Here is a 24,624-nt window from a genome sequence, read left to right as displayed (position 1 = left end):
GAAACGCCCATGTCGTCCTTAACTGCCAAACTCGCGCGTCCATCCGCGATGGACGCGTTCGCCGACTGGGCGCGCACCGACGGCCTCGCGTGGGTCTACATCTTCAAGGCCGTGCTCGCGGCCCTGCTCGCGCTCTGGATCGCGATGCGCCTCGACATGCAGCAGCCGCGCACCGCGATGACCACGGTCTTCGTCGTGATGCAGCCGCAAAGCGGCATGGTGCTCGCGAAGAGCTTCTATCGCTTCTGCGGCACGATGGTCGGTCTCGTCGTGATGCTCGCGCTGATCGCCGTCTTCGCGCAGCAGCCGGTGCTTTTCCTCTCGGCGACGGCGCTGTGGGTCGGCATCTGCACGGCGGGCGCGGCGCGCAACCGCAATTTCCGCTCGTACGGCTTCGTGCTCGCCGGCTACACGGCCGCGCTGATCGGCATTCCGGCCGCGCAGCATCCGGACGGCGCTTACTTGTCGGCGCTCACGCGCGTGGGCGAAGTCACGCTCGGCATCGTCTGCGCGGGCACGGTGAGCGCGCTCGTTTTTCCGCAGCACGCGGGCGAGCAGATTCGCGCGACGGTGCGCCGCCGCTTCGCGCAATTCGTCGACTACGTATGCCGCGCGATGTCCGGCGACATGGAGCGCGCGCAGATCGAGCGGGCGAATCTGGGCTTCGTCGCCGATGTCGTCGGCTTCGAGGCGGCGCGCAGTGTCGCCGTGTTCGAACACCCGGAATCGCGGCGGCGCGGCGGGCGGCTCGCGCGCCTCAACAGCGAATTCATGACCGCCTCGACGCGCTTTCACGCGCTGCATCAGTTGATGAACCGCCTGCGCGACAGCGCGTCCGCGACGACCATCGCGGCGCTGACGCCGTTCATCCACGAAGTGCCGCCGCTGTTGCTCGACGCGGGCCAGCCCGTGCGCAATGCGGCCGAAGCCGCGCACGCCGCCGCGCGATTGCGCGACTTCAAGGCCGCGCTGCCGAAGCGCGTGCGTTTGGCGCGCGAGACGATCGCGAGCGACGCGGCGTTCGCGCCGCTCGAATTCGACACCGCGACCGAACTACTCTACCGCTTCGTCGACGACATGCTCGCGTACGCGGAAACGTACGCGTCGCTGGCTGCGCCGTCGCATGAACGGGAACGCTGGACCGCGCGCTACGTGCCGAAGACCAACCTCGTCGCCGCCGCGATCTCCGGCGTGCGCGGCGCCATCGTGATGTTCGTGCTCAGCGCGTTCTGGATCGCGACCGCGTGGCCGAGCGGCGGCACGATGGTGCTGAACGCGGCGGCGGTTTGCGCGCTCGCGTCGTCCTCGCCGCGCCCGACGCTCATGTCGGCGCAAATGGCCATCGGCACGGCGCTCGCCGCGGTCGTCGGCATGATCGTCGTGTTCGGCGTCTTCCCGCACATGGACGGCTTCGTGCTCATGTGCGTCGCGCTCGTGCCGGCGCTCCTGCTCGGCACGTTCCTGAGCACGCGGCGCGCGGTGGCGGGCGTGGGCATCGGCTATTGCATCTTCTTCTGCTTTCTCGCGGGGCCGGACAACCTCGTTCACTACGATCCGACCGGCTTCATGAACGACGCGATCGCGCTCGTGCTGTCGATGATCGTCTCGGCCGTCGCGTTCGCGATCATCCTGCCCACCGATGCGCCGTGGCTGCGGCGTCTGTTGCTCGCCGACCTGCGCCGTGAAGTCGTGCTCGCGCGACGCGGCCGCCTGACGAACGTCGCGACGCGCTTCGAAAGCCGCACCCGCGACGTGCTCTCGCAGATCGACGCGCTTGCCGCCGGCCGGCCCGCGCTGCAACGGGAGGCGCTGCAATGGCTCTTTGCGGTGCTGGAGGTCGGCCGCGCGGTCATCGACTTGCGGCGCGAGATCGCCTCGCTGTCCGACGCGCCGGAGTCTGCAGCTTCTCAGCCCTGGCGGCGCGCGATCGACGCCACGCTCGATGCCGTCGCGCGTCTCTTCGATCGCCCAAACACGGCGCGCTTCGACGCCGCGCTGCGCTGCGCGGAAACCGCCATCGCCGAAGTGCAGCGTCTCATCGCCGCGTCGGAGCGTCCGCGCGAGGAGCGGCATCGGTTGCAACGCATCGCGAGTCATCTGCATTTCATTCGCACCGCGCTGCTCGATCCCGAGTCGCCGTTCGCCGCGCCCGAAACCGATTCGCCCGAAGGAGTGCCCCATGCCGCGTGACACCGCGATTCTCGAAGCCTATGTGCCGACGCTCCTGCTGCTGTTCGTCGCGGGCGCGCTGATCACATGGGTGATCGACCGCGCGCTTGCGCTGACCGGCATTTATCGCGTGGTCTGGCATCCGGCGCTGTTCCGCGCGAGCCTGCTCGTCTGCATCTGCGGCGCGCTCGGGCTCGCGGTGTATCGCTAGAAGCATTCATTCACTCATACACGTTCACACACGTTCACAAGAGTTGCATCATGGTTCTCAGGAAAATCATCGGCTTCGTCATGACGATCGTCATTTTCGCGGCCGCGCTCGTCATCGGCCGCATGCTGTGGGTGCATTACATGGATGAGCCGTGGACGCGCGATGGCCGCGTGCGCGCCGATGTGGTCAACGTCGCGCCGGACGTGTCGGGCGCGGTCGTGCAGATGCCCGTGCGCGACAACCAGTTCGTGAAGAAAGGCGATCTGCTGATGGAGATCGATCCGTCGCATTACCGGATCGCGGTCGAGCAGGCCGAGGCGAACGTCGCGGCGCGCGCGGCCGAACTGCGCATGCGGCGCTCGGACGCGGCGCGGCGCGCGGACATGGACAGCCTCGTCGTCTCGAAGGAAGCGCAGGAAAACGCGATGCAGACGGCATCGACGGCGGCCGCGCAGCTTCAGCAGGCGCAGGCGGCGCTGGATGCGGCCAAGCTCAATCTCGAGCGCACGAAGGTCTATTCGCCGGTGGACGGCTATGTGACCAACCTGAACGTATATCGCGGCGACTACGCGACGGCGGGCGCGGCGAAGCTTGCCATTGTCGATAGTCATTCGTTCTGGGTCTACGGCTACTTCGAGGAAACGAAGCTGCCGCACGTGCGCGTGGGCGACCGCGCGCAGATTCGCCTGATGAGCGGCGGCGAGTTGACCGGGCACGTCGAGAGCATTTCGCGCGGCATCTATGATCGCGACAATCCGCAAAGCCGCGAACTGCTCGCCGATGTGAACCCGACGTTCAACTGGGTGCGGCTCGCGCAACGCGTGCCGGTGCGCGTGAGAATCGACGAGGTGCCGCAAGGCGTCATGCTCGCGGCAGGGACGACGTGCACGGTGGTGATTGCGCCGTCGATGTGATAGCTTCGGCGTATCCGGATGAACGCGAGTCCCATCGAAATGGCACCCAAAAGAATCGGTCGATTGCTGGCCGACGAGATCCCGCCCCGCGCCAAAATTGCACCGCGCGCGGACCGAAGTATCGACATGTCCACGCCTGAGGCGCGCGAACGCGTCATGCAAGCCGTGCGGAAGGTGATTCGAACGCACAACGTCGCGATCAAGGCCCTCGCCAAACGCTGATGCTGCTCGATGCGCAGTACGTCATCGCGGTGCACGATGACATTCTGGAGCACGAAGGCGGCCTTCCCGGCTTTGCTCAGGCAGGCCCGGGCGGCGTAGAGGCGGTTCTGGCTCGCGTTGAAAATCACGCGCACTACGCCGGACTGGACGATACCTTCGGGATTGCGGCCATGTATGCGGTGGCCATCGCAAGAGGCCACGTGTTCAACGATGGAAACAAACGTACAGCGCTGGTTTGTGCGCTGGCGTATTTGAGCGTGCAGGGATTCGACCTCGCTTCGACCGTGGATATCGAAGACGATCTCGTCGAAGTGATGGTCGAAGTCGCCGAAGGAAAGATCGACCGCGAAGAACTGGCGGACTATCTGGCTGTCGTCTGCATGTGTTCGTGAGATCGACGCAAAAAAGCCCGCCCCGGCCACGACCGGAAGCGGGCTTCGCACCACCCTCACGCCATTACTTCAACACCACCTTCACATCGAAGTACTTCGTGGCAAGCCGGTCGATGGAGCCGTCGTCCTTCAGTTCCTTCAGCGCGCGGTTGAGCGCGTCCTTCAGGGCCTTGTCGCTCTTGCGCACGCCGAAGCCCACGCCCGAGCCCAACAGCTTGTCGTCCGTCACCGCCGGACCCGCGAACGCGAAGCCCGCGCCCTGCGGCTGCTTCAGGAAGCCCTTCGACGCCGCCTCGGCATCCTGGAACGCCGCATCCAGACGCCCCGACGCCAGATCCGCGTAAATCTGGTCCTGCGCCTGATACGACTCGATATCGATGCCCGCGGGCGCCCACTTCGCCTTCGCGTACGTCTCCTGAATCGAGCCCTGCAGCACGCCGACGCGCTTGCCCTTCAGGCCGTCCACCGTCGGGAGAATCGCGCTGCCCTTCTTCGCGATCAGCTGGTTCGGAATCGTGTAGATGGGATCGGTGAAGTCGATCGCGAGCTTGCGCTTGTCGGTGATCGTCATGTCCGAATTGATGCCGTCGAACTTGCGCGCCTCCAGGGCCGGAATCAGCCCGTCGAACGAGTTCTCGACCCACACGCACTTCATCTTGAGCTTCGCGCAGACCGCGTTGCCGATGTCGATATCGAAGCCGGTCAGTTCGCCCGCCGGCGTCTTCGATTCGAACGGCGCGTACGACGCCTCCACGCCGAAGCGCAGTTCCTTCATGTTATCGGCGGCGTGCGCGGTCAGCGACGCGGCGCCCGCGGCGGTCATGGCGCCCAGCACGGCGAGCGCGGCGAATTTGCGGTTGATCCATTGCGATTTCATCTACTGCCATCTCCTTCCAGTGTGTTTCGTGATCTGTCGTCCGATGCGGCACAACGCCGGCCAATGCAGAATCGCGGCGTCAATAAAAACGCTCAAACGAAGCGCGCGCTTTTGATGCAATGCATCATGGACAGGGCCGCGATTGTATCGCGCGCCCGAAGCCGCACCCGCGCGGCGGCGCGCGGCGTGTGCGGCAAAAGAGGAAACGAAAACTGGCAAGCGGATGTCGCGCCCATGCAAGTCCGGGCGCGAGGAGGCGGGATTATTCGAGCGATGCGAGCGTCGCGTCGGTAGTATCGACGACCATCAGACCCGCGCGCAGGCCCGGCTTCACCTTGGGATTCGGAAACACGATGCGCTCTTCGTCATGCGTCACGCGATAGGTGTAATCGCCGTCGCGCGCCAGCTCCGCGCCTGCCGGAAACGCGGTGAAATTCGGCACATCGGCGGCGACGTTCAGCACGAATGCTTCGCTCTGCTTGTCGATTTGCGCGACGACGGTGAATACGCGCAGCGGCGCCTCTTCAACCGGCGCGCTGCCCGCGACGAGCCGCCGCAAAGCCGCGTCCGATGCCGCGAAGCGCGCGAGATCGTTCTGACCGAAGGGCCGCACTTTGCCCAGTTCGAGCGTGCAGGCGAGCGCGCCGCACTGCTCGGCGGTGAAATGCGTGAACGTGTTGCCCTTCTCCCGGTGCAGCAGCACCGCTTGCAGACGCGCATCCCGCAGCCAGTCGAACATCGCGCGCGAAAGCGGCGCGCCGGTGTGCGGCAACAGCGCGAACTGCTCGAAGACCGACGCGCGAATGGCCGTGTGCATGTCGATATGCCACTTCGGGTGCGCGACGCCCTCGAAGAAGCCGCGCGCCGCGCGTTCGAGCTCGGCTGCGCGCGGCGCTTCCGCGCTTGCAGGCAAGTTCGCGTGACGGCCGCTGAAGAGGCGATTGAGGTCGTCGTCGGCATAGCGCACGCCCGCTCGCATCGCGCCGATGTTGCCGAGGATCACCAGCACGCGGGCTGCGAGCGCGGCCTTCCCGCTCGCGATATCGGCGACAAGGCGCGACAGCATTTCGATCGGCGCGGTTTCATCGCCGTGAATGCCGGCCGACGCAATCACGCTATGCGTCGCGGGTTGCGCGGCGGGTTCCAGCAGCAAGACGCCTTCGCTCTGCCACGTCCAGCGCACGCCGGATGCCGCCGTGCCGGACGCAACCGGCGGCTGCTTCCCCGCGAGACAGAACGCGAGAAAGTCGTCGAGAAGCTCAGTGCTGGAAGTCATAGATCGCGCCCAGTCCGAGAAGCGTCGTCAGTTCGTCGAGCGCCCTGCGCGATTGATCCAACAGTTGCGGATCGGCGAGATCGGCGGGCGCGAGGCGATCGCGATAATGCGTGTCGATCCACGCGTCGAGGCGCGCAAAAAGCGCGTCGTTCATCCACACGCCGGGGTTCACCGCCGCGCGCTCAGCAACGTTGAGCACGACGCGCAGCCGCAGGCACGCTGGGCCGCCGCCGTTTTTCATGCTCTCGCGCAGATCGAAGACGAGCACTTCGTCGATAGGCGTCGCGCGCGTGGCGAGCGAATCCAGATACGCCGCCACGCGCTCGTTCTCGCGGCATTCCTGCGGCACGACGAGCACTTGCGTGCCGTCCGCCCGCGACAGCAACTGGCTATTGAACAGATACGACGACACCGCATCCGCCACGCTCACTTCGCTCTGCGGCACTTCGAGCGCCGTGAACGCCGCGCCGTGTTGCGCGAGCTTCGCGGCGAGCTCGTCGTAGACCTTCTGCTGATCGACGAACGCCCGCTCGTGGCAGAACAGCGTCGTGCGATTGCCGACCGCGATGACGTCGTTGTGGAACACGCCGGCGTCGATCACATCGGGGGATTGCTGCGCGAACACCGTCGACGCGTCCGAGAGTCCATGCAGGCGCGCGACGGCGCGGCTCGCCTCCAGCGTCTGCCGCGCGGGAAAGCGCTGCGGCTGCGGCCCCTGGCCGTATTCGCTGCGGCCATACACGAAGAACTCGACGCCCTTCTCGCCGTATTCCCGCGCGAACCGCGTGTGATTGGCCGCGCCTTCGTCGCCGAGCGCGGGCGTGCCCGGCAGCGCATGATGAATGCGAAAGCGCGCTTCGTCGGCGAAAATCGCGGCGAGCGAGCGGCGCGTTTCGCCATGCTCGATCGCGCGATGCAGCTTCGCCGCCAGATTCGCGGGCGTGAAGTGGACGCGGCCATCGGCGGTATCGGCCGAAGGGCTCACGGTCGCGGCGTTGGCGGTCCACATCGCGGAAGCCGAACTCGCGGCGGCGAGCAGTTCCGGCGCTTCGCGGGCGGCGCGCTCGATCACGGCGGCGTCCGTTCCGGTGAATCCGAGACTTCTCAAGAGCCGGATCGACGGACGTTCGAGCGGCGGCAGCACGCCCTGATGAAAGCCCAGGTCGGCGAGCCGCTTCATCTTGCGCAAGCCCTGCTTCGCCGCGGCCTTCGGATTCGCGACGGACTTCTCGTTATTGCGCGACGCCACGTTGCCGAACGACAGCCCCGCATAGTTGTGCGTCGGCCCGACGAGCCCGTCGAAATTCGCTTCGCTCGCCGCGCGAGCTTCGTGGGACTGATTGGCTTGCTGTGCCTGCATGTCGGATTCCGGTGCTTAGAACGTGAGACCCGGCGATACGCTCGCGGGCATCTGCAATTGCGCGCTTTCGACGGACGCCATCGGATACGAACAGTAATCCGCCGCGTAATACGCGCTCGGCCGATGGTTGCCCGAGCGCCCGACGCCGCCGAACGGCGCCGCCGACGACGCGCCGTTGGTCGGCCGGTTCCAGTTGACGATGCCCGCGCGAATCGTGCGCTGGAAGTGTCTCCAGGCGGTTTCGTCGTCGGCGAGCAGGCCGGCGGAAAGGCCGAACGCCGTGTCGTTCGCGCGCTCGATGGCTTCATCGAAGGTCTTGTAGCGCGTCAACTGCACCATCGGGCCAAAGTGCTCTTCGTCGGGAACGTCGCGGGCGTCGGTCACATCCAGAATCGCGGGCGTGACGAAACCGAGATTCGCCGCGCGCTGCTGCATCGTCAGCAAGGGCCGTGCGCCGGCTTCGATCAGTTGCGTTTGCGCCGCGACGAGCCGCGCCGCCGCCCGCGCCGAGATGACCGCGCCCATGAACGGCTGCGGCTCGTCGTCGTAGGCGCCGATGCGGATGCCCGCGCTCACTTCCGTGAAGCGTTGCAGGAAGCGCTCGCCGAATGCATCGTCCGGGACGAAAAGACGGCGCGCGCACGTGCAACGCTGACCGGCCGAAAGAAACGCCGATTGAATCGTGTGATGCACGGCTGCGTCGATGTCCGCGACCGGCGCGACGATGAGCGGATTGTTGCCGCCCATTTCCAGCGCCAGCACGATTTCCGGCCGCCCGCCGAACTGGCGATGCAACAGCGTGCCCGTATCCGAACTGCCGGTGAAGAACAGCCCGTCGATCTGCCGATGGTTGGCGAGCGCGACGCCCGTGTCCTTTTCGCCTTGCACGAGATTGAGCACGCCCGCGGGCAGCCCCGCTTCGATCCACAGCGCGACGGTCGCCGCCGCGACGCCCGGCGCGAGTTCCGAAGGCTTGAACACGACCGCGTTGCCCGCGATCAGCGCCGGCACGATGTGGCCGTTCGGCAAGTGCCCCGGAAAGTTGTACGGACCGAATACGGCGACCACGCCATGCGGCCGGTGCCGCAGCACGGCGACGCCATCGGCCATCGGCGCGCGCTTTTCGCCGGTGCGTTCGTTATAGGCCTGCACGGAGATGTCGACCTTCGCGGCCATCGACGCCACTTCGGTGCGCGCTTCCCACAGCGGCTTGCCGGTTTCGCGGCCGATGGCGTGCGCGAGCGATTCCTTGTTTTCGTTCAGCAGCGACGCGAAACGCTTCGCGACCGCGGCGCGTTCATCGAAGCTCACGGCCGACCACGACGCGAACGCGCGCCGCGCCGCCGATACCGCGCGATCCACGTCGTCGGCGGATGCGCTCGCGCCTTGCCACACGGTTTCATCGCTTGCCGGATTGCGCGACGCGAACGCCGCGCCCTGCCCGTCCTGCCACTCACCGCCGATATACAACTGGTTTCGGATATCCATGACGTCTCTCAGTTATTTCGCGCGCTGCGATGTCAGCACGCGCACGGTGTCGCCGTTCTTCACGCGCAAGGCGGCGGCTTCTTCGGCGGTCAGCAGGAACGTGCCGTCGTCGACCGCGCCGGTGGTTGCGCCGCAGCGGAAGTCGTCGAGCGAGGTGTTCGACACGAGGCTCTTCGCATCGCTCTGCGCGTCGTCGCGCTCGCCGATGCGCACGGTCGCCAGCACGCTTTCGCGCACCGTGCGCAAGTCCGCGATGTGGCATTCGAGCACCGGACCGGCATCGAAAATATCGACGTGGTTCTCGTAACGCAGGCCTTCGGCTTCGAGCATCTTGCGCGCGGGCGCGGTGTCGCGGTGCGTGACGCCGACCGTCTGCTGCGCGGACTCCGGCAGCAAGTCCAGATACACCGGATAGCGCGGCATCAGTTCCGCGAGGAACGACTTCTTGCCGTGGGAGCTCAGGTAATCGGCTTCGTTGAAGTCGATCTGATAGAAGTGCGAGCCGACCGCGTTCCAGAACGGCGATTCGCCGTTCTCGTCGAAATGGCCGCGCAACTCCGCGCACAGCCGCTGCGGAAAGCGTTCCCGGAATTGCGCGATGAACATGAACCGCGACCGCGACAGCAACCCGCCCACGCCTGCCGTGCGATAACGCGGGCTCAGGAACAGCGAGCAGACTTCCGAGTAGCCCGTGAGATCGTGCGAGATGTTGAGCAGCGACATGCGCGTCCACACGCCCATGTCCTTGCTCGCATGAACGACCGTCGACACGCGATAGTTGTAGAACGGCTGCTCCAGCCCGACTTCCGTTTCGATGCCGCACACGCCCGCGACGTCGCCCGTGGCGGTGTCTTCCATCACGAAGAAGTAGCCCGCTTCGAACGGCTCGGCCTCGCCCGCGAGCGTGCGCCGCGCCCGTTCGACGCGTGCCGCCAGCGCGGCGCGATCCGGCTTGAACGTGGTGAGCCCCGGGCCCGTTTCCAGCGCCAGCGCGACGAGCGCGTCGACATCTCCCGGCTGCACGCAGCGCACGACGATCATTGCAATTCTCCCGAGGCTTGATGCAGCGGCACGCAGCGCACCGTGTCTTTTTCCGCGACGCCGAGCGCGCCGAACGCATCGGCGCTCAACGCCGCGCCGTCCGAGCGCGTGCCCATCAGTTCCGCGACGATGCAGCGGAACTCGTGCGCCCCGCCCGCCGCGACGAGATACGCCGCGCCTTTCGTGTCCGTGCCTTCGCGCACCGCGCGCAGTTCGCCCGAACTCGCGGATGCGCTCTTGTCCACGGCGAGGGTCAGCACCGGGCCGGCGTCGAAGATATCGACGAAACGATCCGGCTCGAAGCCTTCTTCGAGATGAATGTCGTAGGCGAGCAGCGTGCTCGCGTTCGGCTCGCCGAGCACGCGCTGCGCCTCGCCGGGCAGAAGCGGCACGTAGAGCGGATACGTCGGCATGACTTCGGCGATGAACGTGCGGCTGCGTCCGCCCGACTCCAGTTCCACCTGCTCGAAGTCGCGGCCGAAGAACTTGCGGCCGACGGCTTCCCAGAACGGCGACACGCCCGCGTCATCGGTGACGCCGAGCATCAGCGAGAACACTTCGCTCGAAAACCGCTTGCGGTTCGCCGCGATGTACATCATGCGGGCGCGCGAAAGCAGATGCGCCGTGGCTTCGCCCTCGGGCGTGCGCAGCGACGGATCGATATAGAAGCCCGTGAGCCGGCTCTTGCCCGTCAGTTCGTGCGACATGGTGAGCGCGTGAATCTTGCGGTTCACCTTGAGTTCGCGCGATGCGTGGATCAGCGCGTCGTTGCGAAACGTGTAGAACGGCTCGGAATAGCCCGCCGACGCGGCGATGCTCGACGTGCCGTAGAGCTTGCCGCTCTGCGCGTCTTCCAGCACGAAGAGATAGAACTCCTCGCCCGGAAAATCGACTTCGGCGCGGAACGAATCTTCGGAGAGCGCGACGCGCGTTTCCAGCGCGCGCCGGTCGCGCGGCAACGAGTGCAGCACGGGCGCGGCCGAGCGCGCCATGCGCTCCAGCTCGTCGAGATCGGAGAGTCTTGCCGGACGAACGAATAGCATCGCCGTTTCCTGTAAAGCGGTGATCAACGATGAATCAGCGCGCGACAGCCGTCGCGCCCACGAACTGCTCGATCGCCTGCCCGATGCGCGCGAAGCCTTCGTCGAGATCGGCCATCGGCATGATGAGCGACGGCGCGAAGCGCAGCACGTTCGGCCCGGCGATCAGCATGATGACGCCGTTGGCCGCCGCCGCGTTCAGCACGTCCTTCGCGCGGTCCTTGTAGGCGTCGGCGAGTTCCGCGCCGATCAAAAGACCGCGGCCGCGAATGTCTTTGAACAGGCCGAAACGCTCGTTGATACGCGCAAGATGCGCCTTGATCGCTTCGCTGCGCGCGCCGACGCCTTCGAGCAATTTCGGATCGCTGATCAGTTCGACGACCTTCTCCGCGATGGACGCGCCGAGCGGATTGCCGCCGTACGTCGTGCCGTGAACGCCGACCTTGAAGTGCTGCGCGATCTCATCGGTCGTCAGCATCGCGCCGATGGGAAAGCCGTTGCCGAGCGCCTTCGCGGTCGTGAGGATGTTGGGCGTCACGCCGTATTGCATGTAAGCGTAGAAGGTGCCCGTGCGGCCGACGCCCGTCTGCACTTCGTCGAAAATCAACAAAGCGCCGTGCTTGTCGCACGCTTCGCGCAGGCCCTTCAGGAACGCGGGATCGGCGGGCAGCACGCCGCCTTCGCCCTGCACCGGCTCCACGATCACCGCGCACGTCTTGTCCCCGATGGCTTCGAGCGCCTGCGCGAGATCGTTATACGGCAGATGGCGGATGCCTTGCGGCTGCGGCCCAAAGCCTTCCGCGTACTTCGGCTGGCCGCCGACGCTCACCGTGAAGAACGTGCGGCCATGAAACGACTGCGTGAACGAGATGATCTCGATCTTCTCGGGACCGAACTTGTCGATGGCGTAGCGGCGCGCGAGCTTCAACGCCGCTTCGTTCGCCTCCGCGCCCGAGTTCGCGAAGAACGCGCGATCCGCGAAAGTCAGGTCCGTCAGGCGTTTCGCGAGACGCAATACCGGCGCGTTCGTATAGCCGTTGCCGATGTGCCAGAGCTTCTCGCCCTGCTCGTGCAGCACCTTGAGCAGTTCGGGATGGGCGTGGCCCAGCGCCGTCACCGCGATGCCGCCGGCGAAGTCGATGTAATCGCGGCCTTCGGTGTCCCATACGCGCGAGCCGCGGCCTCTGTCCGGCACGAAATTGGCGGGCGAAAACACCGGAACCATTACTTCGTCGAACGTACCGCGATTCACATTGATGTCGGTCATGTGCCACTCCTCTACGGGTTCTTGCTGCAGTCGTATTGCAATGCTTTCGATATTAGGCGCTTGCGTGCGTTCCGTCTTGCGCGTTCGCGACATGCTTTCATGCGCTTTCACGCTAGGCTCAAGCGTCGATTCAACGAGACCCGGGCGGTTCGATCAACGCCCCGCCGCGCGGTTCGTCGAGCGCGCCGCGCTGCTTTTCGATCCAGTTGCGCCGCTCCTCGCGCGGCGTCACGCCAAAGCGGTCGCGATACGCATTGGAAAAATGCGCCGCCGATGAAAACCCGCACGCGAGACTGATCTGCACCACGGACTTGCTCGTGCGCTGCAATTGCGTGCGCGCCTTCGTCAGACGCAGATTGAGGTAATACTTCGAGGGCATCGCGCCGAGATACTGACGGAAGAGCCGCTCCAGTTGCCTGCGCGAGATGCCGACGAGATTTGCTATGTCATCGGTGGACAGCGGGTCTTCGATATTCGCTTCCATGAGTTGCAGCGCGTCGTTCAGGCGCGGATGCCGCTCGCCCGGCGCGGTCACGAACGGTATGCGCTGGCGCTCCGTGCCCGCGCGCAACGCGCCGACGCCGAGCGAATCCGCGATGCGCTCCGCCAGATCCTGCCCGTGATCGCGGGCGATCATCGCGAGCATGAAGTCGATGCTCGCCTGACCGCCGGCGCATGTCGCGCGGTCGCGGTCGATTTCGAAGATCTGCTGCGAGACGATCGCGCGCTCGAACTGCTCGGTGAACTGCTGGTACGTCTCCCAGTTCACCGCCACGCGATACTGCGCGAGTTGTCCGGCCATCGCGAGCCACCAGACGCCGTGATGAATGCCGGAGACGAGCGGCGTGCGCGGCGCGACGCGCGCGAGGCTCGCGAGAAAGAGCCGGTAGTCGGCGAACTGCTGATAGCGTTCCGATACGACGATCAGCCAGTCGCAATGGACGGCGTCGTTGAAGGCGCAGTCGGCGGGAAGCTGCGCGCCGCCCGAAAGCGGCACCGGACGGCCGTCCCACGAACAGACGCGCCAGTCGTAGAGACGATGCCCGTCGATTTCGTTGGCAAGCGCGAGACTGTCGATGATCGGCGCGATGCCGCTCATCGATACCGGCGGCAGCGCCACGATCGCCACTTGCAGCGGCCCGCGCGTCGGGCCCGAAGCGCTCGCCACGTTACTTGAGACTGCCCGACAGGAACTGCTTCAGGCGCTCGCTCTTCGGCGCGCTCAACACCTCGGAGGGCGCGCCTTCTTCTTCCGTGCGTCCCTGATGCAGGAACATGACGTGATTCGACACGTTGCGCGCGAAGCCCATTTCATGCGTTACGACGATCATCGTGCGGCCTTCTTCGGCGAGCCGCTGCATGACCTTGAGCACTTCGCCGACGAGTTCGGGGTCGAGCGCGGACGTGGGTTCGTCGAAGAGCATCACGTCCGGATGCATGGCGAGCGCGCGCGCAATCGCGACGCGCTGCTGCTGCCCGCCCGACAGATGCGACGGATACTGCTTTTCCACGCGCGGCGGCAGGCCGACTTTCTCCAGATACTCGCGGGCGCGGTCCTCGGCTTCCTTCTTCGAGACGCCGAGCACGTGAATGGGCGCTTCCATCACGTTCTCGATGGCCGTCATGTGCGACCAGAGATTGAAGTGCTGAAAGACCATCGCGAGCTTCGTGCGCACGCGCTGAAGCTGCTTGTGATCGGCCACTTCGAGATTGCCGTTGCGGTCGGTCTTCGTGCGCACGGCTTCGCCATCCACCACGATCTGCCCCGCGTTCGGCTTTTCCAGAAAGTTGATGCAGCGCAGGAACGTGCTCTTGCCCGAGCCGCTTGCGCCGATGATGCTGATGACATCGCCCGCGCGCGCCGCGAGCGACACGCCCTTCAACACTTCGTTGTCGCCGTAGCGTTTGTGGATGTCCTCGGCGACGAGCTTCGTCGCGACGTCTTTGGCTTTCGGCTCCAACGCAATCTCCTCGGGTGATGACATGATTCTCCGCACGGCTTGGAATTTTACCGCTCGTCAGGCGCGCGACGGGCTCAGGTACGCGAGCCAGCGCCGCTCCGCGCGTCGAAACGCCGCGACGAGCGCGAACGAGATCGCCAGATACAGAAGCGCAGCGATGCCGAACGAACCGAACGATTCATACGTCGCGGAATTCGCATCGCGCGCGACCTTCAGGATGTCCGGCACCGTCGCCGTGAACGCGACGGTGGTCGCGTGCAGCATCAGGATCACTTCGTTGCTGTACAAAGGCAAGGCGCGGCGCAGCGCGGACGGCAGGATCACGCGGCGATACATCGTGAAGGTGCCCATGCCGTAGGCGCGCGCGGCTTCGACTTCGCCATGCGGAATCGCGCGGATCGCGCCGGCGAAGATTTCGGTCGTGTAGGCGCAGGTGTTCAGCGCGAACGCGAGCACCGCGCAGTTGAAGCCGCTGCGAAAGAACGCTTCGAGCACGGAATGCGTGCGCACGAATTCCAGGCTGTACATGCCCGTGTAGAGCAGCAGCAGTTGCACGTACAGTGGCGTGCCGCGAAACACATACGTGTAGAGGCGCACGGGCGTCGAGAGCCAGCGGCGCTTCGAGACCCGCGCGCACGCGAGCGGCACGGCCGCGCAGAAGCCGATGGCAATGGACGCCGCGAGCAGCCACAGCGTCACGACGAGGCCCGACGCGCGCATGCCGTCGGAATACAGAAACGGACGCCAGTATTCGGCGAAGATCGACATCATGGTCTCTGTCCTCAAAGATCGGCGTGGCGCACGCCCGTCGAATAGCGTTGTTCCAGCGCCATCAGCACGAAGTTCGACGCCGTGGTGATGGCGAGATAGATGAGCGCGGCGATCAAAATGAAGAAGAACATGTTGAACGTGCTCTTGCCCGCGTCCTGCGCGGCCTTCACCACATCCGCGAGGCCGATGATCGACACGAGCGCCGTCGCCTTCACGAGTACTTGCCAGTTGTTGCCGATACCCGGCAGCGCGAAACGCATCATCTGCGGAAACAGGATGCGGCCGAACACGCGCATGCCGCTCATGCCATACGCGCTGCCCGCTTCGAGCTGGCCGCGCGGCACCGCGAGAAACGCGCCGCGAAACGTCTCGGTGAAATACGCGCCGTAGATGAAGCCGAGCGTGAGCACGCCCGCCGTGAACGGGTCGATGTCGAACTGATCCCAGCCGAACGCATCGGTGACGTGGTTGATGGCGATCTGGATGCTGTAGAAGAGCAGCAGCATCAGCACGAGATCGGGCACGGAGCGGATGAGCGTCGTGTACGCGGTCGCGATGCCGCGCAAGAGTCCGTGCCGCGAAAGCTTCGCCGACGCGCCGACCAGTCCTAGCAACACCGACACCGCGAGCGAAAGCAGCGCGAGCGCGAGCGTTTCCTTTGCGCCCGCCCAGAGCAGCGGGCCGAAGCCGTACAGCGACATGAGCGCCTCCTGTTTCGTCTAACGGAGGCGGCGGTTCTGCCGATGCGCGCCTCCCGGATTGGCGCGGATAGTCGCAAGCGAAAAATAATCGCTCAAAGAAGCGGCGTCGGCTTGCTGCGATGCAGCATCCGGTACGCGGCCGCGGCGCGTGGTTCATGCGCCCGCGCTGCAACGTCGGCGACGCGCGACAGCCGTGAAAACCCGCATGGGCGCGTCGTGCGGAATTCGTGCTTTTGCGTCGCTTTTTCGATAGCGGATGACGCGGCGCCGTCAGCCCGCCGACACGCCCCGCACGACCTGCACGACATGGCCGTTGGCGACCGCGATCTCCGGGCTCTCTTGCAGAAGCGGCAGGAAGCGTTCGGCGAAGGCGGGATCGCGCGTTTCGGCGCGGAACATGCCGATGACCGCCTTCGCGTGTCCGACGCGCGCATCCGGCGTGGCTTCGTCGTCGTCGAGCACGTCGTCGAGGGCGGCGATCAGCGTCGATAGCGGCGAAAGCCAGCGATACGCGCTGCCGTTAATCACGATCTGCAGGAATTCGCCGGGCGACACCGGCCCGAACTCGGCCTCGTGCGCGTGGCGCAGATGCGCGAGCACCGCGCGATGCAGCGCGAGCAGCGGATGTCGAACATCGCGGAGAAAGGAAACGGCGGTTTGATCGTCCATGAAGGCGTCCGGTTGGGGTTTAATGATGCGGCTCAATGATGCGGCTCAACGAGCGCGTGTCGCGCCCGCGTAGCGGATGAATTCGGCGGCCGTGAGCGGCGGCGAAAAGAGCCAGCCCTGCCCGAACTGCGCGCCGCGCGCATGCAGATAGGCCGCCTGCTCTTCGCGCTCGATGCCTTCGGCGATCACCTGCACGCCGAGCGTCGCGGCCATCTCGATGATATGCGAAGCGACGCTGCTCGACGCCGCGTCCTGTCCGACCGTATCGACGAACGATTTGTCGATCTTCAGGCCGTCCACGCGAAACGTCTGCAAGTGCGACAGGCTGGAGTAACCGGTGCCGAAGTCGTCCAGATAGACGGCGTGGCCCGCCGCCCGGAACGCGCTGATGACCTCTTTTGCCGCGTCGGCGTCGAGAAAGCCGCGCTCGGTGGCCTCGATGCGGATCTGCTGCGGCCGGATGCCTTGCCGCGCGAGCGCGGGCCCGATCACGCCGAGAAAACGATGCGTCGTCAAGTCCGGCGCGGACACGTTCACCGAGATGTAATAGTCGGCGTAGCCCCTGAGGAAGTCGCCCAGTTCCAGCAGAACGGTGTCGAGCACCTGATCGGTGATCGCCTGAATGAGCCCGCGATGCTCGGCGAGCGGAATGAAATGGTCCGGCCGCACGATGCGGTCATGATGCTTCCAGCGCACGAGCGCTTCCGCGCCGACGCATTGCCGCGTCGCGAGATCGACGATCGGCTGATAAGCGACGATGAATTGGTGGCGGCGCACGGCGTCGCGCAACTGACCGCGCGGCGAGAGCCTGCGCACGATCACATAGGCCGCCCAGCCCGCGCACAGCACGCCCGTGGCGATCCCGGCGAGCAACCACTCCCACGGCAGCGAGCGGGCGCGCGTGCGCCACGTCTCGCGCGGCGTGCTGACGACGACCGCGAGCGGCATCGTCGCCGAGCGGCGCACGGCCACCGACGCGCAATCCAAGAGCGACGGCAAGCTGCGATAAACGGCGAGGACCGCGGACGCATCGGTGGCGGGCGTGCCGGCGATCACGCGCCGCGCCTCGGTGTTGATGACCGCGACATCGCCCACGCGCTCTATGTTCGCGTCGATGTCGTCGACGTAGAGCGACGGATCCGCGGCAATGTAGACGCCGCCGCGCCCCATCACGAGCGAATCCTTGCCTCCGGGCAGTCGCGCCACGCCGTACCACGCGCTCACGCCATCGCGAGAACGCCAGTCGGGCGGCGGCAATGCGAGACTGTCCGACGCGCCCGCCGACACCGCGCCGAGCGACGACGAGCATTGCCACCGGCCGTCGCGGTCGTAGGCGCCCGCATCGCGCAGCGGCGCATTCGTGAGCGCGATGTGTCGCAGCGCCCGAAGATAGCTCGTGGAGCACGGCGCGTCGCTCACGTTGCCGATGTCGCCCAGCGCGCCCGACAGACGCCGCGTCAAGTCTTCCGCGCGAAGGAGCGTGGCATCGGCCAGCTTGCCGAGCCGCTCGACGCGCGCCTGCCGTTCGCTGCGCGCGGCGAGCGTCAAGCCGATCACCGCCGGCGCGAGCGCCGCGATCATCACGACGACGATCAGGAGCGCCGCCAGCGCCCAGCGTTGAAGTTTGTTCATTCGTATTGTGGTCGTGCGCCGCAAGGCAGGACGCTCGGGCGCGTTGCCGCGCCGCGTGGGCTGATCGCGCTGACGTGCCTGTGTTGCGACGGCTGCACTGGAAGCGCGGACAGGGACGCCGCACGAGGCGCATGCGCCGGCTCGGTCGACAGGCGCCTTAGTGTAGAGGGCGGCCAGCGCGCGACTCAACGCTTATTTAGCCAGAAAGTCGCGCATTGAGTGGGCTGGCGCACGGCCGCAAGCGATTTTCCGGTCCCGGCGCGGCGTGCGAAAATCGCGGCTGCACAGCCCGCCGGTGTGGGCTGCTCCGACCGCCATCCGAGAAACCGCCATGACATCGAGCCGCGCGCCAGCGCCCATCATTCGTGACGCCGCGTCCGGCGACTTCGACGCCATCGCGCGCATCTATGCGCACTATGTGCTCCACGCGCTGGCGACGTTCGAGGAGGCGCCGCCGACGGCCGACGAAATGCGCGCGCGTCACGCGGCGGCGGTCGCGGCGGGCCTGCCCTATCTCGTCGCGGAACTCGACGGCGAGGTCGCGGGCTACGCGTATGCCTCGACGTATCGCGCGCGCTCGGCGTACCGGCATACGATCGAAGATTCCGTCTATGTCGCCGACGGCCTCGGCGGACGCGGCATCGGGCTCGCGTTGCTTTCGGCGCTCGTCGAGCGATGCGAGCGCGGCCCGTGGCGGCAGATGATCGCGGTGATCGGCAACAGCGGCAACGCCGGGTCCATCGCGCTGCATGCGCGGCTCGGGTTCGAGCATGTCGGCGTGTTGCGCGACGTCGGCTTCAAGCTCGGCCGATGGGTCGATACCGTGCTCATGCAGCGCCCGCTTGGCGCCTCGGTCTAAATCCACTCTGTTCTAGTAGACGCTGCCCGCCTTGCCCACTTATACGCTCGCCTCTCCCGTCAGCGCCGAAATCGACGTGCGCAAGAGCCGCTTCATCGGGCTCGCCATTCCGGTGTCCGACCGCGACGCCGCCATGCAGCAACTCGACCGCCTGCGCGCCGAGCATCCGACGGCCACGCACGTATGCTGGGCGCTGCTGGCGGGCGGCCAGTCGGGCATGTCCGACGACGGCGAACCCTCCGGCACTGCGGGCCGCCCGATTCTCGAAGTCCTGCGGCATCACGAAGTGGACGGCGTGCTGGCGGCGGTCGTGCGCTACTACGGCGGCATCAAGCTGGGCGCGGGCGGACTCGTGCGCGCGTACACCGACGCCATCGCCACCGCGATGCAGTCGGCCGAGCGCGTCGAGCGCATCGAGCGCGGCCTGCTCGCCGTCGAGATCGACTACGCCGACGAAGCGCGCGTGCGCCGCTGGATCGAGCAGCACGAAGCCGAGCTGGTCGACAGCGCGTACGGCATGACGGTGCGGCTCGTCGTGCGCATGGCCGCCGCCGCGCGCGAATCGGCGGCCGCAGAACTGCGCGATCTCACGCACGGACGCGCGAACGTCGAGGTGCGCACGTGAGCGAGCCGCGCGTCTTCGCGATGACCGTCGCGCCGCGCGGCGATGTCGTCGAGGTGCAGCCGGGCGAAACGCTGCTCGACGCGGCATGGCGCGCGGGGCTGTCGCTGCCCCGCTCGTGCCGCAACGGAACGTGCCGGACATGCATGTGCCGGCTGGAAGCGGGCGACGTGGACTATCGCATCGAGTGGCCGGGGCTCACGGCGGAGGAGAAGGCGGACGGCTGGATCCTGCCGTGCGTGGCGCTCGCGCGTTCGGACGTGACCATCCATCAGCCGGACGCGGGACCGCGCGAGCCGGAAGACCGTCCGCGCCGTTCTCGCGGCTTTTGAGTGAGCACGAGGGCCGGGTTATTCAGGATTTGTCGTCTGGATTCAACGACCTACGATGTGAATCCCGAGCCGCGCTGCGCAGATTCTCGTGTAAAGAAGATGCAGCGCGCCTCTCAGAAAGTGTACAATTGCGCTTTGCCCCAAATTCTGGCAGGGCCAGATCAACCGAGATTTCAATGACTAAAGTACTATTGAAAGAGAATGAGCCTTTCGACGTCGCCATGCGACGTTTTCGTCGTACCGTCGAACGCACGGGCCTGATTCAAGAACTCAAGTCGCGCATGGCATACGAGAAGCCGACGACTGAGCGCAAGCGCAAGAAAGCTGCTGCTGTCGCTCGTCTTCGCAAGCAGATCCGTCGCGCGCAGCTGCCGAAGAAGTTTTATTGATCGCTGCGCGGAGCCATCGACGGTGGGTGTGACACCCTCGTCTTTCGCATTGCGTGGTAGGTCGGCGGTCTGAATTCGAACGGGTCGCGGTTTTGCGGAAGCGGCGGTCAAAACGCCGGACGCGAAAGCTCGCTGATAGCACGTCTCGCGCGTGCGCCCGGTCGGACGACGGCCCAAGGATTCGCAAAAAGCCTGCATGAGTTGGTGCTCATGCAGGCTTTTCGTGTTTGGGGTGGTGGTTCGGTTCGCGCTCAGCGAGGGCTTCAGGCGAACCAAGTAAGTCGAGCCGACGACGAACGCACTCGCCTAGCGACGGAACGGGAGCAGTGGAAAATTTGACGATGTACGGATAACAAGCAACGCCACTGCCTTGTTCCGACGAGCCGAGGAAGAGATACTAGATTGGCGCTTACGCCACTAAGACAACGTCTCCAAGCGGCCTGATACACCGGCCGCCGGGAACGCGATTTTGAATTCTGGTTGCGGGGGTAGGATTTGAACCTACGACCTTCGGGTTATGAGCCCGACGAGCTGCCAGACTGCTCCACCCCGCGTCTGAAGAATTAAATTGTAGACTGAACCGCTTCGCGTCGTCAAACAGTTTCGCTCAAGACGCAGAAACCGGCGCCATGCGCTCGCCATCGGTGCTCGCACTCGAGCCTGCCGCGCGATGATGCGCCCGCGACAGTCTGCCGAGCAGCGGCAACAACACGAGCGCGATCGCCGCCCCGCCCGTCGCCAGCCAGCCGAGCGACACGAAAAGATGCGTGTACAGAGGCAAGGACTGAAGCGGATCGAGATGGCCCGGCGGCATGCGCGCGACGTTCGCGACGACGGTGCCGAGATACTGCGACACCCCGTTCGCCACGAAATACGCGCCCATCATGAAGCCGCTCATGCGGGCCGGCACGTAGCGCGCGATCATCGCGAGACCGAGTCCGGACACCAGCAATTCACCCAGCGAATAAAGGCCGTAGCCCGCCACCATGAACCACGACGACACACGGCCCTCCACCGCGTAGCGTCCGCTCAGCCCGAACACGAAGAAGCCCACCGCGACCACCACGAAGCCAAACGCATATTTGGCGGCCACCGACACGTCGCGGCCGCGCCGCGCGAGCCCGGCATAAGCGACGGCGAGCAGCGGACTCAGAATCATGATCCAGATCGGGTTCAGCGCCTGGAACTGCGCCGCGCTCCACGTGAAGAGATGCACGCCGGCAATCGAGAATGCAGGATCGACATTGCGCAGCGCGAACAGCGTGAGCGACGTCGACATCTGCTGATAGAAGACGAAAAACAAGATGACTTGCAGCGTCAGAATAAGCGCCGCCCAGAGGCCGGCTCGCTCGCTGCGGTCGCAGCGCGCCAGCATATAGCCGAAAATCGCGAGAATGCCGAGCGCGGCGGCCCAGACGCAGACCCTCGCCACCGTCTGATGTTGGAGGATGAACACCGTCGCCGCCGCGAGCACGGCACCGCCGGCCGCGACCGCGACAAAGCGGCCCCAGCGCATCGGCTGATCGTCCGGTGCGGAACCCACATGCGCGAGCGTGCGGCGCATCAGCGCGAAATTCACGAGACCGAGCACCATGCCGCCGCAGCAGACGGCGAACGCCGCGTGCCAGCCCCAGTGGTCCTTGATCCACGGCGTCGCGAGCATCGAGAACGTCGATCCGATATTCACCGCCATGTAGTAAATCGTGAAGGCACTGTCGATGCGCGCCTCGTCGCCTTCGTAGATGCGGCGCACGAGATTCGCCGCGTTCGACTTGAAGAGCCCGTTGCCCACCACGATCACGCCGAGCGACGCATACATGAAGCCGAGCGCGTCGTAGGGCAGCGCGAGCATGAGGTAACCGAGCGACAGCACGATCGCGCCCAAGGCCATCGTGCGCCGGGCGCCGAGCACCTTGTCGCCGATCCAGCCGCCAATCGACGGCGCCGAGAACACGAGCGCGGAAAATGCGCCCCATGTGAGATTGGCGTAATCGTCGGCAAAACCGACTTTATCGATCATGAACAGCACGAGCAGCGCGGCCATGCCGTAATACCCGAAACGCTCCCACATTTCGATCAGAAACACGGTCGCAAACGCGCGCGTCTGCGACGCGGCGGGCGATTGATTATTCATGGGAAATTCCTTCAACCACAGAAGCGGTACGACGCCTTCGAGAATGCGTAAAGATTGAAACGAACTCGTCCTAAAACGGACGACGACTGAGTAAAAGCACGTGATTATCGCTTATCGCTGCTTGAGAAGGCGTGCATAAGCCGCAACGACTTATTCCGAATCAAGTCGCCGAGCGTTCAAACGCGCGATGGGAGAAAATCGCGAAAAGAAAAATGACAAACGTCCCTGTGCGCGGACGAGGCGCGTTGTCAGGCCGCCGGACGGCGCACCAGCGCCAGCATCACGCCGAAGCCGATCATCAACGCGCCGCTCACGCGATTGAACCACGTGAAACCGCGAGCGCCGCGCGAAAGCGAACCGAGTCGCGCGCCGAGCGCCGCATAAATGAGGATCGCGACAAGCTCGAACAGCAGGAATATCGCGCCGAGAATCGCAAAGCTCGTCGCATACGCGCTGCGGTCGACGAATTGCGGGAAGAAGGCGGTGAAGACGAGAATCGCTTTCGGATTGCCGGCGGCGACGAGAAACTCCTGCTTCGTGAGCCGCGCGAGTCCGGCAGCGCCCGCGCCTTCCTCGCCCGTGAGGGTTTGCGGTCCCGAGCGGATCAGCTTGATGCCGATCCACACGAGGTAAGCCGCGCCCACGAGCTTGATCGCCGTGAAAAGCGTCTCGGACGCGAGCAGCAACGCGCCGAGTCCCAAGCCGGCAATCGCGATCATGACGGCGAACGCGGCGAGCCGTCCGAACGACGCGAGCACCGACACGCGCACGCCCCGACGCGCGCCGTTCGAAAGCGAAAGCATGTTGTTCGGGCCGAACGCCATGTTGATGGCGAAACACGCGGGCACGAACAGCGAGAACGTCTGAATCGACATGAGACACCCTTCGCGGCGAGCAACGGATTCTCGCCAAATTACCAGATTCAGAAGCGGTGGCGAATGCCTGTCGTGAACATCAACTGATTGCGGCCGCTCGACGGGTCGTTCGTGTTGATGACGGCGGGCGCGTCCGATGACGCGCGTTGATAGATGGACTCGACATACACGTCCGTGCGCTTGCCCAACAGATAGTCCACCTGCAACGCGCCTTCGTGCCAGTGCGCGCCGCCGCCGTTCGTGTACACGTACATGCCGGCGAGCAGGATCGCGGGCGTCAGCTTGTAGATGCCGTTGATCTCGTAGTTATTGAGCGCGAGCGATGGCAGCGCGGCGCCCGTATCCGCGTCGTTCACGCCGGAATTGATCGAGCGGGAGAACGCGCCGGCAAGCTGGAAGTCGCCGATGCCGTAGCTCATCGCGACGCCGAAGGTGTTCTGCCGCTGCACGTTGGCCGCGACGACGGCGCCCGGCGCGTCGCCGGGCAGCGCGAGCGCGTCGTACGCGCCGCCGGTCGTGTTCCCGCGTCCGTCGTTGTGCAGATAGGCCGCCCCGGCGCTGAACGAATCGAGCGTGTAGTTCGCGCCGATGCTGTACGCGCGGTTATTCGCGAACCCGCCCGCCGCGTTCGAAAACGCGTACAGGCCGCCGAAGCTGAAGCCGCCGTACGTCGCGCTCGTGTATTTGACCGAGTTGGCCGCGAGGAACGAGTTGTTCGCGTTGTCGTTGTCGAGCACATGCGCGAAGGCCGTGCCGCCCGTGCCGCCCGTCAGCGTGAAGGGCGCGAAATAGTCGTGGATGGAGTCGTACTGATGGCCGAACGTCAGGGTGCCGAGCGCGTCGGTGCCGAGGCCGACGTACATCGGGTGATCGTTGAGCCCCTGCCCCGTCGATACCGCATAGCCGCGTTCGAGCCGGAAGATCGCCCGCGCGCCGCCGCCCAGATCTTCGCTGCCTTGCAGACCCCAATAGCTGCCGTCGATGGTGCCGGTCGTCAACCGGTATTGCGAATGCCCGCCGACATTGCTGACATACGCGAGGCCGGCATCCAGTTCGCCGTAGAGTTGTACGGAGCTCTGCGCCCATGCCGCGCCCGGCACGCCGATAAATCCGATGCAGGCCGCGAACGCTGCCGCGAAGTTCGGCCGGACGGCTGCGGGAGATGCTGTGCGCCGGGCACGGCTGACGGACGGCGCGGCGTTGCGCGCGGTTGGACGGATGGGCATAGAAAAACTCCAGATCGTTTCGCGGCTGACGATTGTCGATTCTGCAGCGCATCTTGTCAGGTAAAAAAGCGCCCGGCGCACGGGTGTGACCCATTACCAACGGATGAGCGCGAGCCCCTTCCCAATTCGGCATTTCGGCGCTATTGAGGCGAGCGCCGCTAGAATCGGTAGACATCGACTCCTTTCATGCCACCGG

The 24,624-nt window shown here is 65.6% G+C and carries 25 protein-coding genes and 1 tRNA gene; 9 read left to right on the top strand and 17 right to left on the bottom strand.

What is annotated here, in order from left to right; all coding sequences use genetic code 11:
* Positions 1 to 9 precede the first annotated feature (9 nt).
* From LDZ24_RS05055 to LDZ24_RS05035, 5 genes are read left to right on the top strand one after another with little or no spacing between them, the layout of a single operon-like run.
* On the top strand, positions 10 to 2,190 hold the full coding sequence (locus LDZ24_RS05055; RefSeq protein WP_248321944.1) for an FUSC family protein: 2,181 nt from the start codon (positions 10 to 12) through the stop codon (positions 2,188 to 2,190).
* On the top strand, positions 2,180 to 2,380 hold the full coding sequence (locus LDZ24_RS05050) for a DUF1656 domain-containing protein (protein WP_206467971.1): 201 nt from the start codon (positions 2,180 to 2,182) through the stop codon (positions 2,378 to 2,380). Before LDZ24_RS05055 ends, LDZ24_RS05050 begins: the two co-directional genes overlap by 11 nt.
* A 50-nt stretch (positions 2,381 to 2,430) precedes the next feature.
* Entirely contained in the window at positions 2,431 to 3,294 is an 864-nt protein-coding gene (locus tag LDZ24_RS05045; RefSeq protein ID WP_206467970.1) for an HlyD family secretion protein, read from the top strand.
* Between the two features lie 18 nt (positions 3,295 to 3,312).
* Positions 3,313 to 3,516, top strand: coding sequence for a hypothetical protein (locus LDZ24_RS05040; RefSeq protein ID WP_248321942.1), 204 nt, complete (start codon positions 3,313 to 3,315; stop codon positions 3,514 to 3,516).
* Entirely contained in the window at positions 3,516 to 3,908 is a 393-nt protein-coding gene (locus LDZ24_RS05035; RefSeq protein ID WP_248321940.1) for a type II toxin-antitoxin system death-on-curing family toxin, read from the top strand. Before LDZ24_RS05040 ends, LDZ24_RS05035 begins: the two co-directional genes overlap by 1 nt.
* A 64-nt stretch (positions 3,909 to 3,972) precedes the next feature.
* On the opposite strand, the gene LDZ24_RS05030 is transcribed toward LDZ24_RS05035, so the two are convergent.
* The 13 genes from LDZ24_RS05030 to LDZ24_RS04970 form a co-directional block, all read right to left on the bottom strand.
* Positions 3,973 to 4,785 carry an ABC transporter substrate-binding protein gene (locus LDZ24_RS05030; RefSeq protein ID WP_248321938.1) on the bottom strand — a complete coding sequence of 271 codons (813 nt, stop codon included), beginning with the start codon at positions 4,783 to 4,785 and terminating at the stop codon, positions 3,973 to 3,975.
* A gap of 262 nt (positions 4,786 to 5,047) precedes the next feature.
* The gene (gene astE, locus LDZ24_RS05025; RefSeq protein ID WP_248321936.1) at positions 5,048 to 6,061 is read right to left on the bottom strand and encodes a succinylglutamate desuccinylase; all 1,014 of its coding nucleotides are present in this window, start codon (positions 6,059 to 6,061) and stop codon (positions 5,048 to 5,050) included.
* On the bottom strand, positions 6,045 to 7,421 hold the full coding sequence (gene astB / locus LDZ24_RS05020) for an N-succinylarginine dihydrolase (protein ID WP_248321934.1): 1,377 nt from the start codon (positions 7,419 to 7,421) through the stop codon (positions 6,045 to 6,047). Before astB ends, astE begins: the two co-directional genes overlap by 17 nt.
* 15 nt (positions 7,422 to 7,436) lie before the next feature.
* Positions 7,437 to 8,909 (bottom strand): succinylglutamate-semialdehyde dehydrogenase, encoded by a 1,473-nt coding sequence (gene astD / locus LDZ24_RS05015; RefSeq protein ID WP_248321932.1) that lies wholly within the window; start codon positions 8,907 to 8,909, stop codon positions 7,437 to 7,439.
* A 12-nt stretch (positions 8,910 to 8,921) separates the two neighbouring features.
* Positions 8,922 to 9,950, bottom strand: coding sequence for an arginine N-succinyltransferase (gene astA / locus LDZ24_RS05010; protein WP_206467966.1), 1,029 nt, complete (start codon positions 9,948 to 9,950; stop codon positions 8,922 to 8,924).
* Positions 9,947 to 10,993: an arginine/ornithine succinyltransferase subunit alpha gene (gene aruF / locus LDZ24_RS05005; protein WP_248321930.1), complete on the bottom strand. Its 1,047-nt coding sequence runs from the start codon at positions 10,991 to 10,993 to the stop codon at positions 9,947 to 9,949. Before aruF ends, astA begins: the two co-directional genes overlap by 4 nt.
* Before the next feature lie 34 nt (positions 10,994 to 11,027).
* Positions 11,028 to 12,257 (bottom strand): aspartate aminotransferase family protein, encoded by a 1,230-nt coding sequence (locus tag LDZ24_RS05000; protein ID WP_248321928.1) that lies wholly within the window; start codon positions 12,255 to 12,257, stop codon positions 11,028 to 11,030.
* 130 nt (positions 12,258 to 12,387) lie between these two features.
* Entirely contained in the window at positions 12,388 to 13,356 is a 969-nt protein-coding gene (locus LDZ24_RS04995; RefSeq protein WP_248322280.1) for a GlxA family transcriptional regulator, read from the bottom strand.
* A gap of 70 nt (positions 13,357 to 13,426) precedes the next feature.
* The gene (locus LDZ24_RS04990) at positions 13,427 to 14,242 is read right to left on the bottom strand and encodes an ABC transporter ATP-binding protein (RefSeq protein WP_206467962.1); all 816 of its coding nucleotides are present in this window, start codon (positions 14,240 to 14,242) and stop codon (positions 13,427 to 13,429) included.
* A gap of 33 nt (positions 14,243 to 14,275) precedes the next feature.
* Positions 14,276 to 14,989, bottom strand: coding sequence for an ABC transporter permease (locus LDZ24_RS04985; RefSeq protein WP_248321926.1), 714 nt, complete (start codon positions 14,987 to 14,989; stop codon positions 14,276 to 14,278).
* A gap of 11 nt (positions 14,990 to 15,000) precedes the next feature.
* Complete coding sequence (locus LDZ24_RS04980) at positions 15,001 to 15,690, bottom strand: ABC transporter permease (RefSeq protein ID WP_175940037.1); 690 nt, start codon at positions 15,688 to 15,690, stop codon at positions 15,001 to 15,003.
* A gap of 270 nt (positions 15,691 to 15,960) precedes the next feature.
* The gene (locus LDZ24_RS04975) at positions 15,961 to 16,359 is read right to left on the bottom strand and encodes a hypothetical protein (RefSeq protein WP_206467959.1); all 399 of its coding nucleotides are present in this window, start codon (positions 16,357 to 16,359) and stop codon (positions 15,961 to 15,963) included.
* Positions 16,360 to 16,404: 45 nt separating this feature from the next.
* On the bottom strand, positions 16,405 to 17,991 hold the full coding sequence (locus LDZ24_RS04970) for an EAL domain-containing protein (RefSeq protein WP_248321924.1): 1,587 nt from the start codon (positions 17,989 to 17,991) through the stop codon (positions 16,405 to 16,407).
* Between the two features lie 331 nt (positions 17,992 to 18,322).
* Between LDZ24_RS04970 and LDZ24_RS04965 the strand changes: the two genes are divergently transcribed.
* The 4 genes from LDZ24_RS04965 (at position 18,323) to rpsU (ending at position 20,193) form a co-directional block, all read left to right on the top strand.
* Positions 18,323 to 18,850, top strand: coding sequence for a GNAT family N-acetyltransferase (locus LDZ24_RS04965; RefSeq protein WP_248321922.1), 528 nt, complete (start codon positions 18,323 to 18,325; stop codon positions 18,848 to 18,850).
* A gap of 31 nt (positions 18,851 to 18,881) precedes the next feature.
* On the top strand, positions 18,882 to 19,475 hold the full coding sequence (locus LDZ24_RS04960) for a YigZ family protein (protein ID WP_248321921.1): 594 nt from the start codon (positions 18,882 to 18,884) through the stop codon (positions 19,473 to 19,475).
* Positions 19,472 to 19,804 (top strand): 2Fe-2S iron-sulfur cluster-binding protein, encoded by a 333-nt coding sequence (locus tag LDZ24_RS04955; protein ID WP_371747393.1) that lies wholly within the window; start codon positions 19,472 to 19,474, stop codon positions 19,802 to 19,804. The genes LDZ24_RS04960 and LDZ24_RS04955 overlap by 4 nt, the downstream gene beginning before the upstream one ends.
* A 176-nt stretch (positions 19,805 to 19,980) precedes the next feature.
* The gene (rpsU, locus tag LDZ24_RS04950) at positions 19,981 to 20,193 is read left to right on the top strand and encodes a 30S ribosomal protein S21 (RefSeq protein ID WP_006999077.1); all 213 of its coding nucleotides are present in this window, start codon (positions 19,981 to 19,983) and stop codon (positions 20,191 to 20,193) included.
* A gap of 477 nt (positions 20,194 to 20,670) precedes the next feature.
* Here rpsU and LDZ24_RS04945 read toward each other — a convergent pair.
* From LDZ24_RS04945 to LDZ24_RS04930, 4 genes are all read right to left on the bottom strand, one after another.
* Positions 20,671 to 20,747 (bottom strand) — tRNA-Met (locus tag LDZ24_RS04945).
* A 53-nt stretch (positions 20,748 to 20,800) separates the two neighbouring features.
* Positions 20,801 to 22,327, bottom strand: coding sequence for a peptide MFS transporter (locus tag LDZ24_RS04940; protein ID WP_248321919.1), 1,527 nt, complete (start codon positions 22,325 to 22,327; stop codon positions 20,801 to 20,803).
* 248 nt (positions 22,328 to 22,575) lie between these two features.
* Positions 22,576 to 23,202, bottom strand: coding sequence for a LysE family translocator (locus LDZ24_RS04935; RefSeq protein ID WP_248321917.1), 627 nt, complete (start codon positions 23,200 to 23,202; stop codon positions 22,576 to 22,578).
* Positions 23,203 to 23,249: 47 nt separating this feature from the next.
* Positions 23,250 to 24,428 carry a porin gene (locus LDZ24_RS04930; protein ID WP_248321915.1) on the bottom strand — a complete coding sequence of 393 codons (1,179 nt, stop codon included), beginning with the start codon at positions 24,426 to 24,428 and terminating at the stop codon, positions 23,250 to 23,252.
* Between the last annotated feature and the right edge of the window lie 196 nt (positions 24,429 to 24,624).

The organism is Caballeronia sp. Sq4a, assembly GCF_023170545.1.
Classification (GTDB): Bacteria; Pseudomonadota; Gammaproteobacteria; order Burkholderiales; family Burkholderiaceae; genus Caballeronia.
This window is presented reverse-complemented; position numbering and strand designations above follow the sequence as displayed.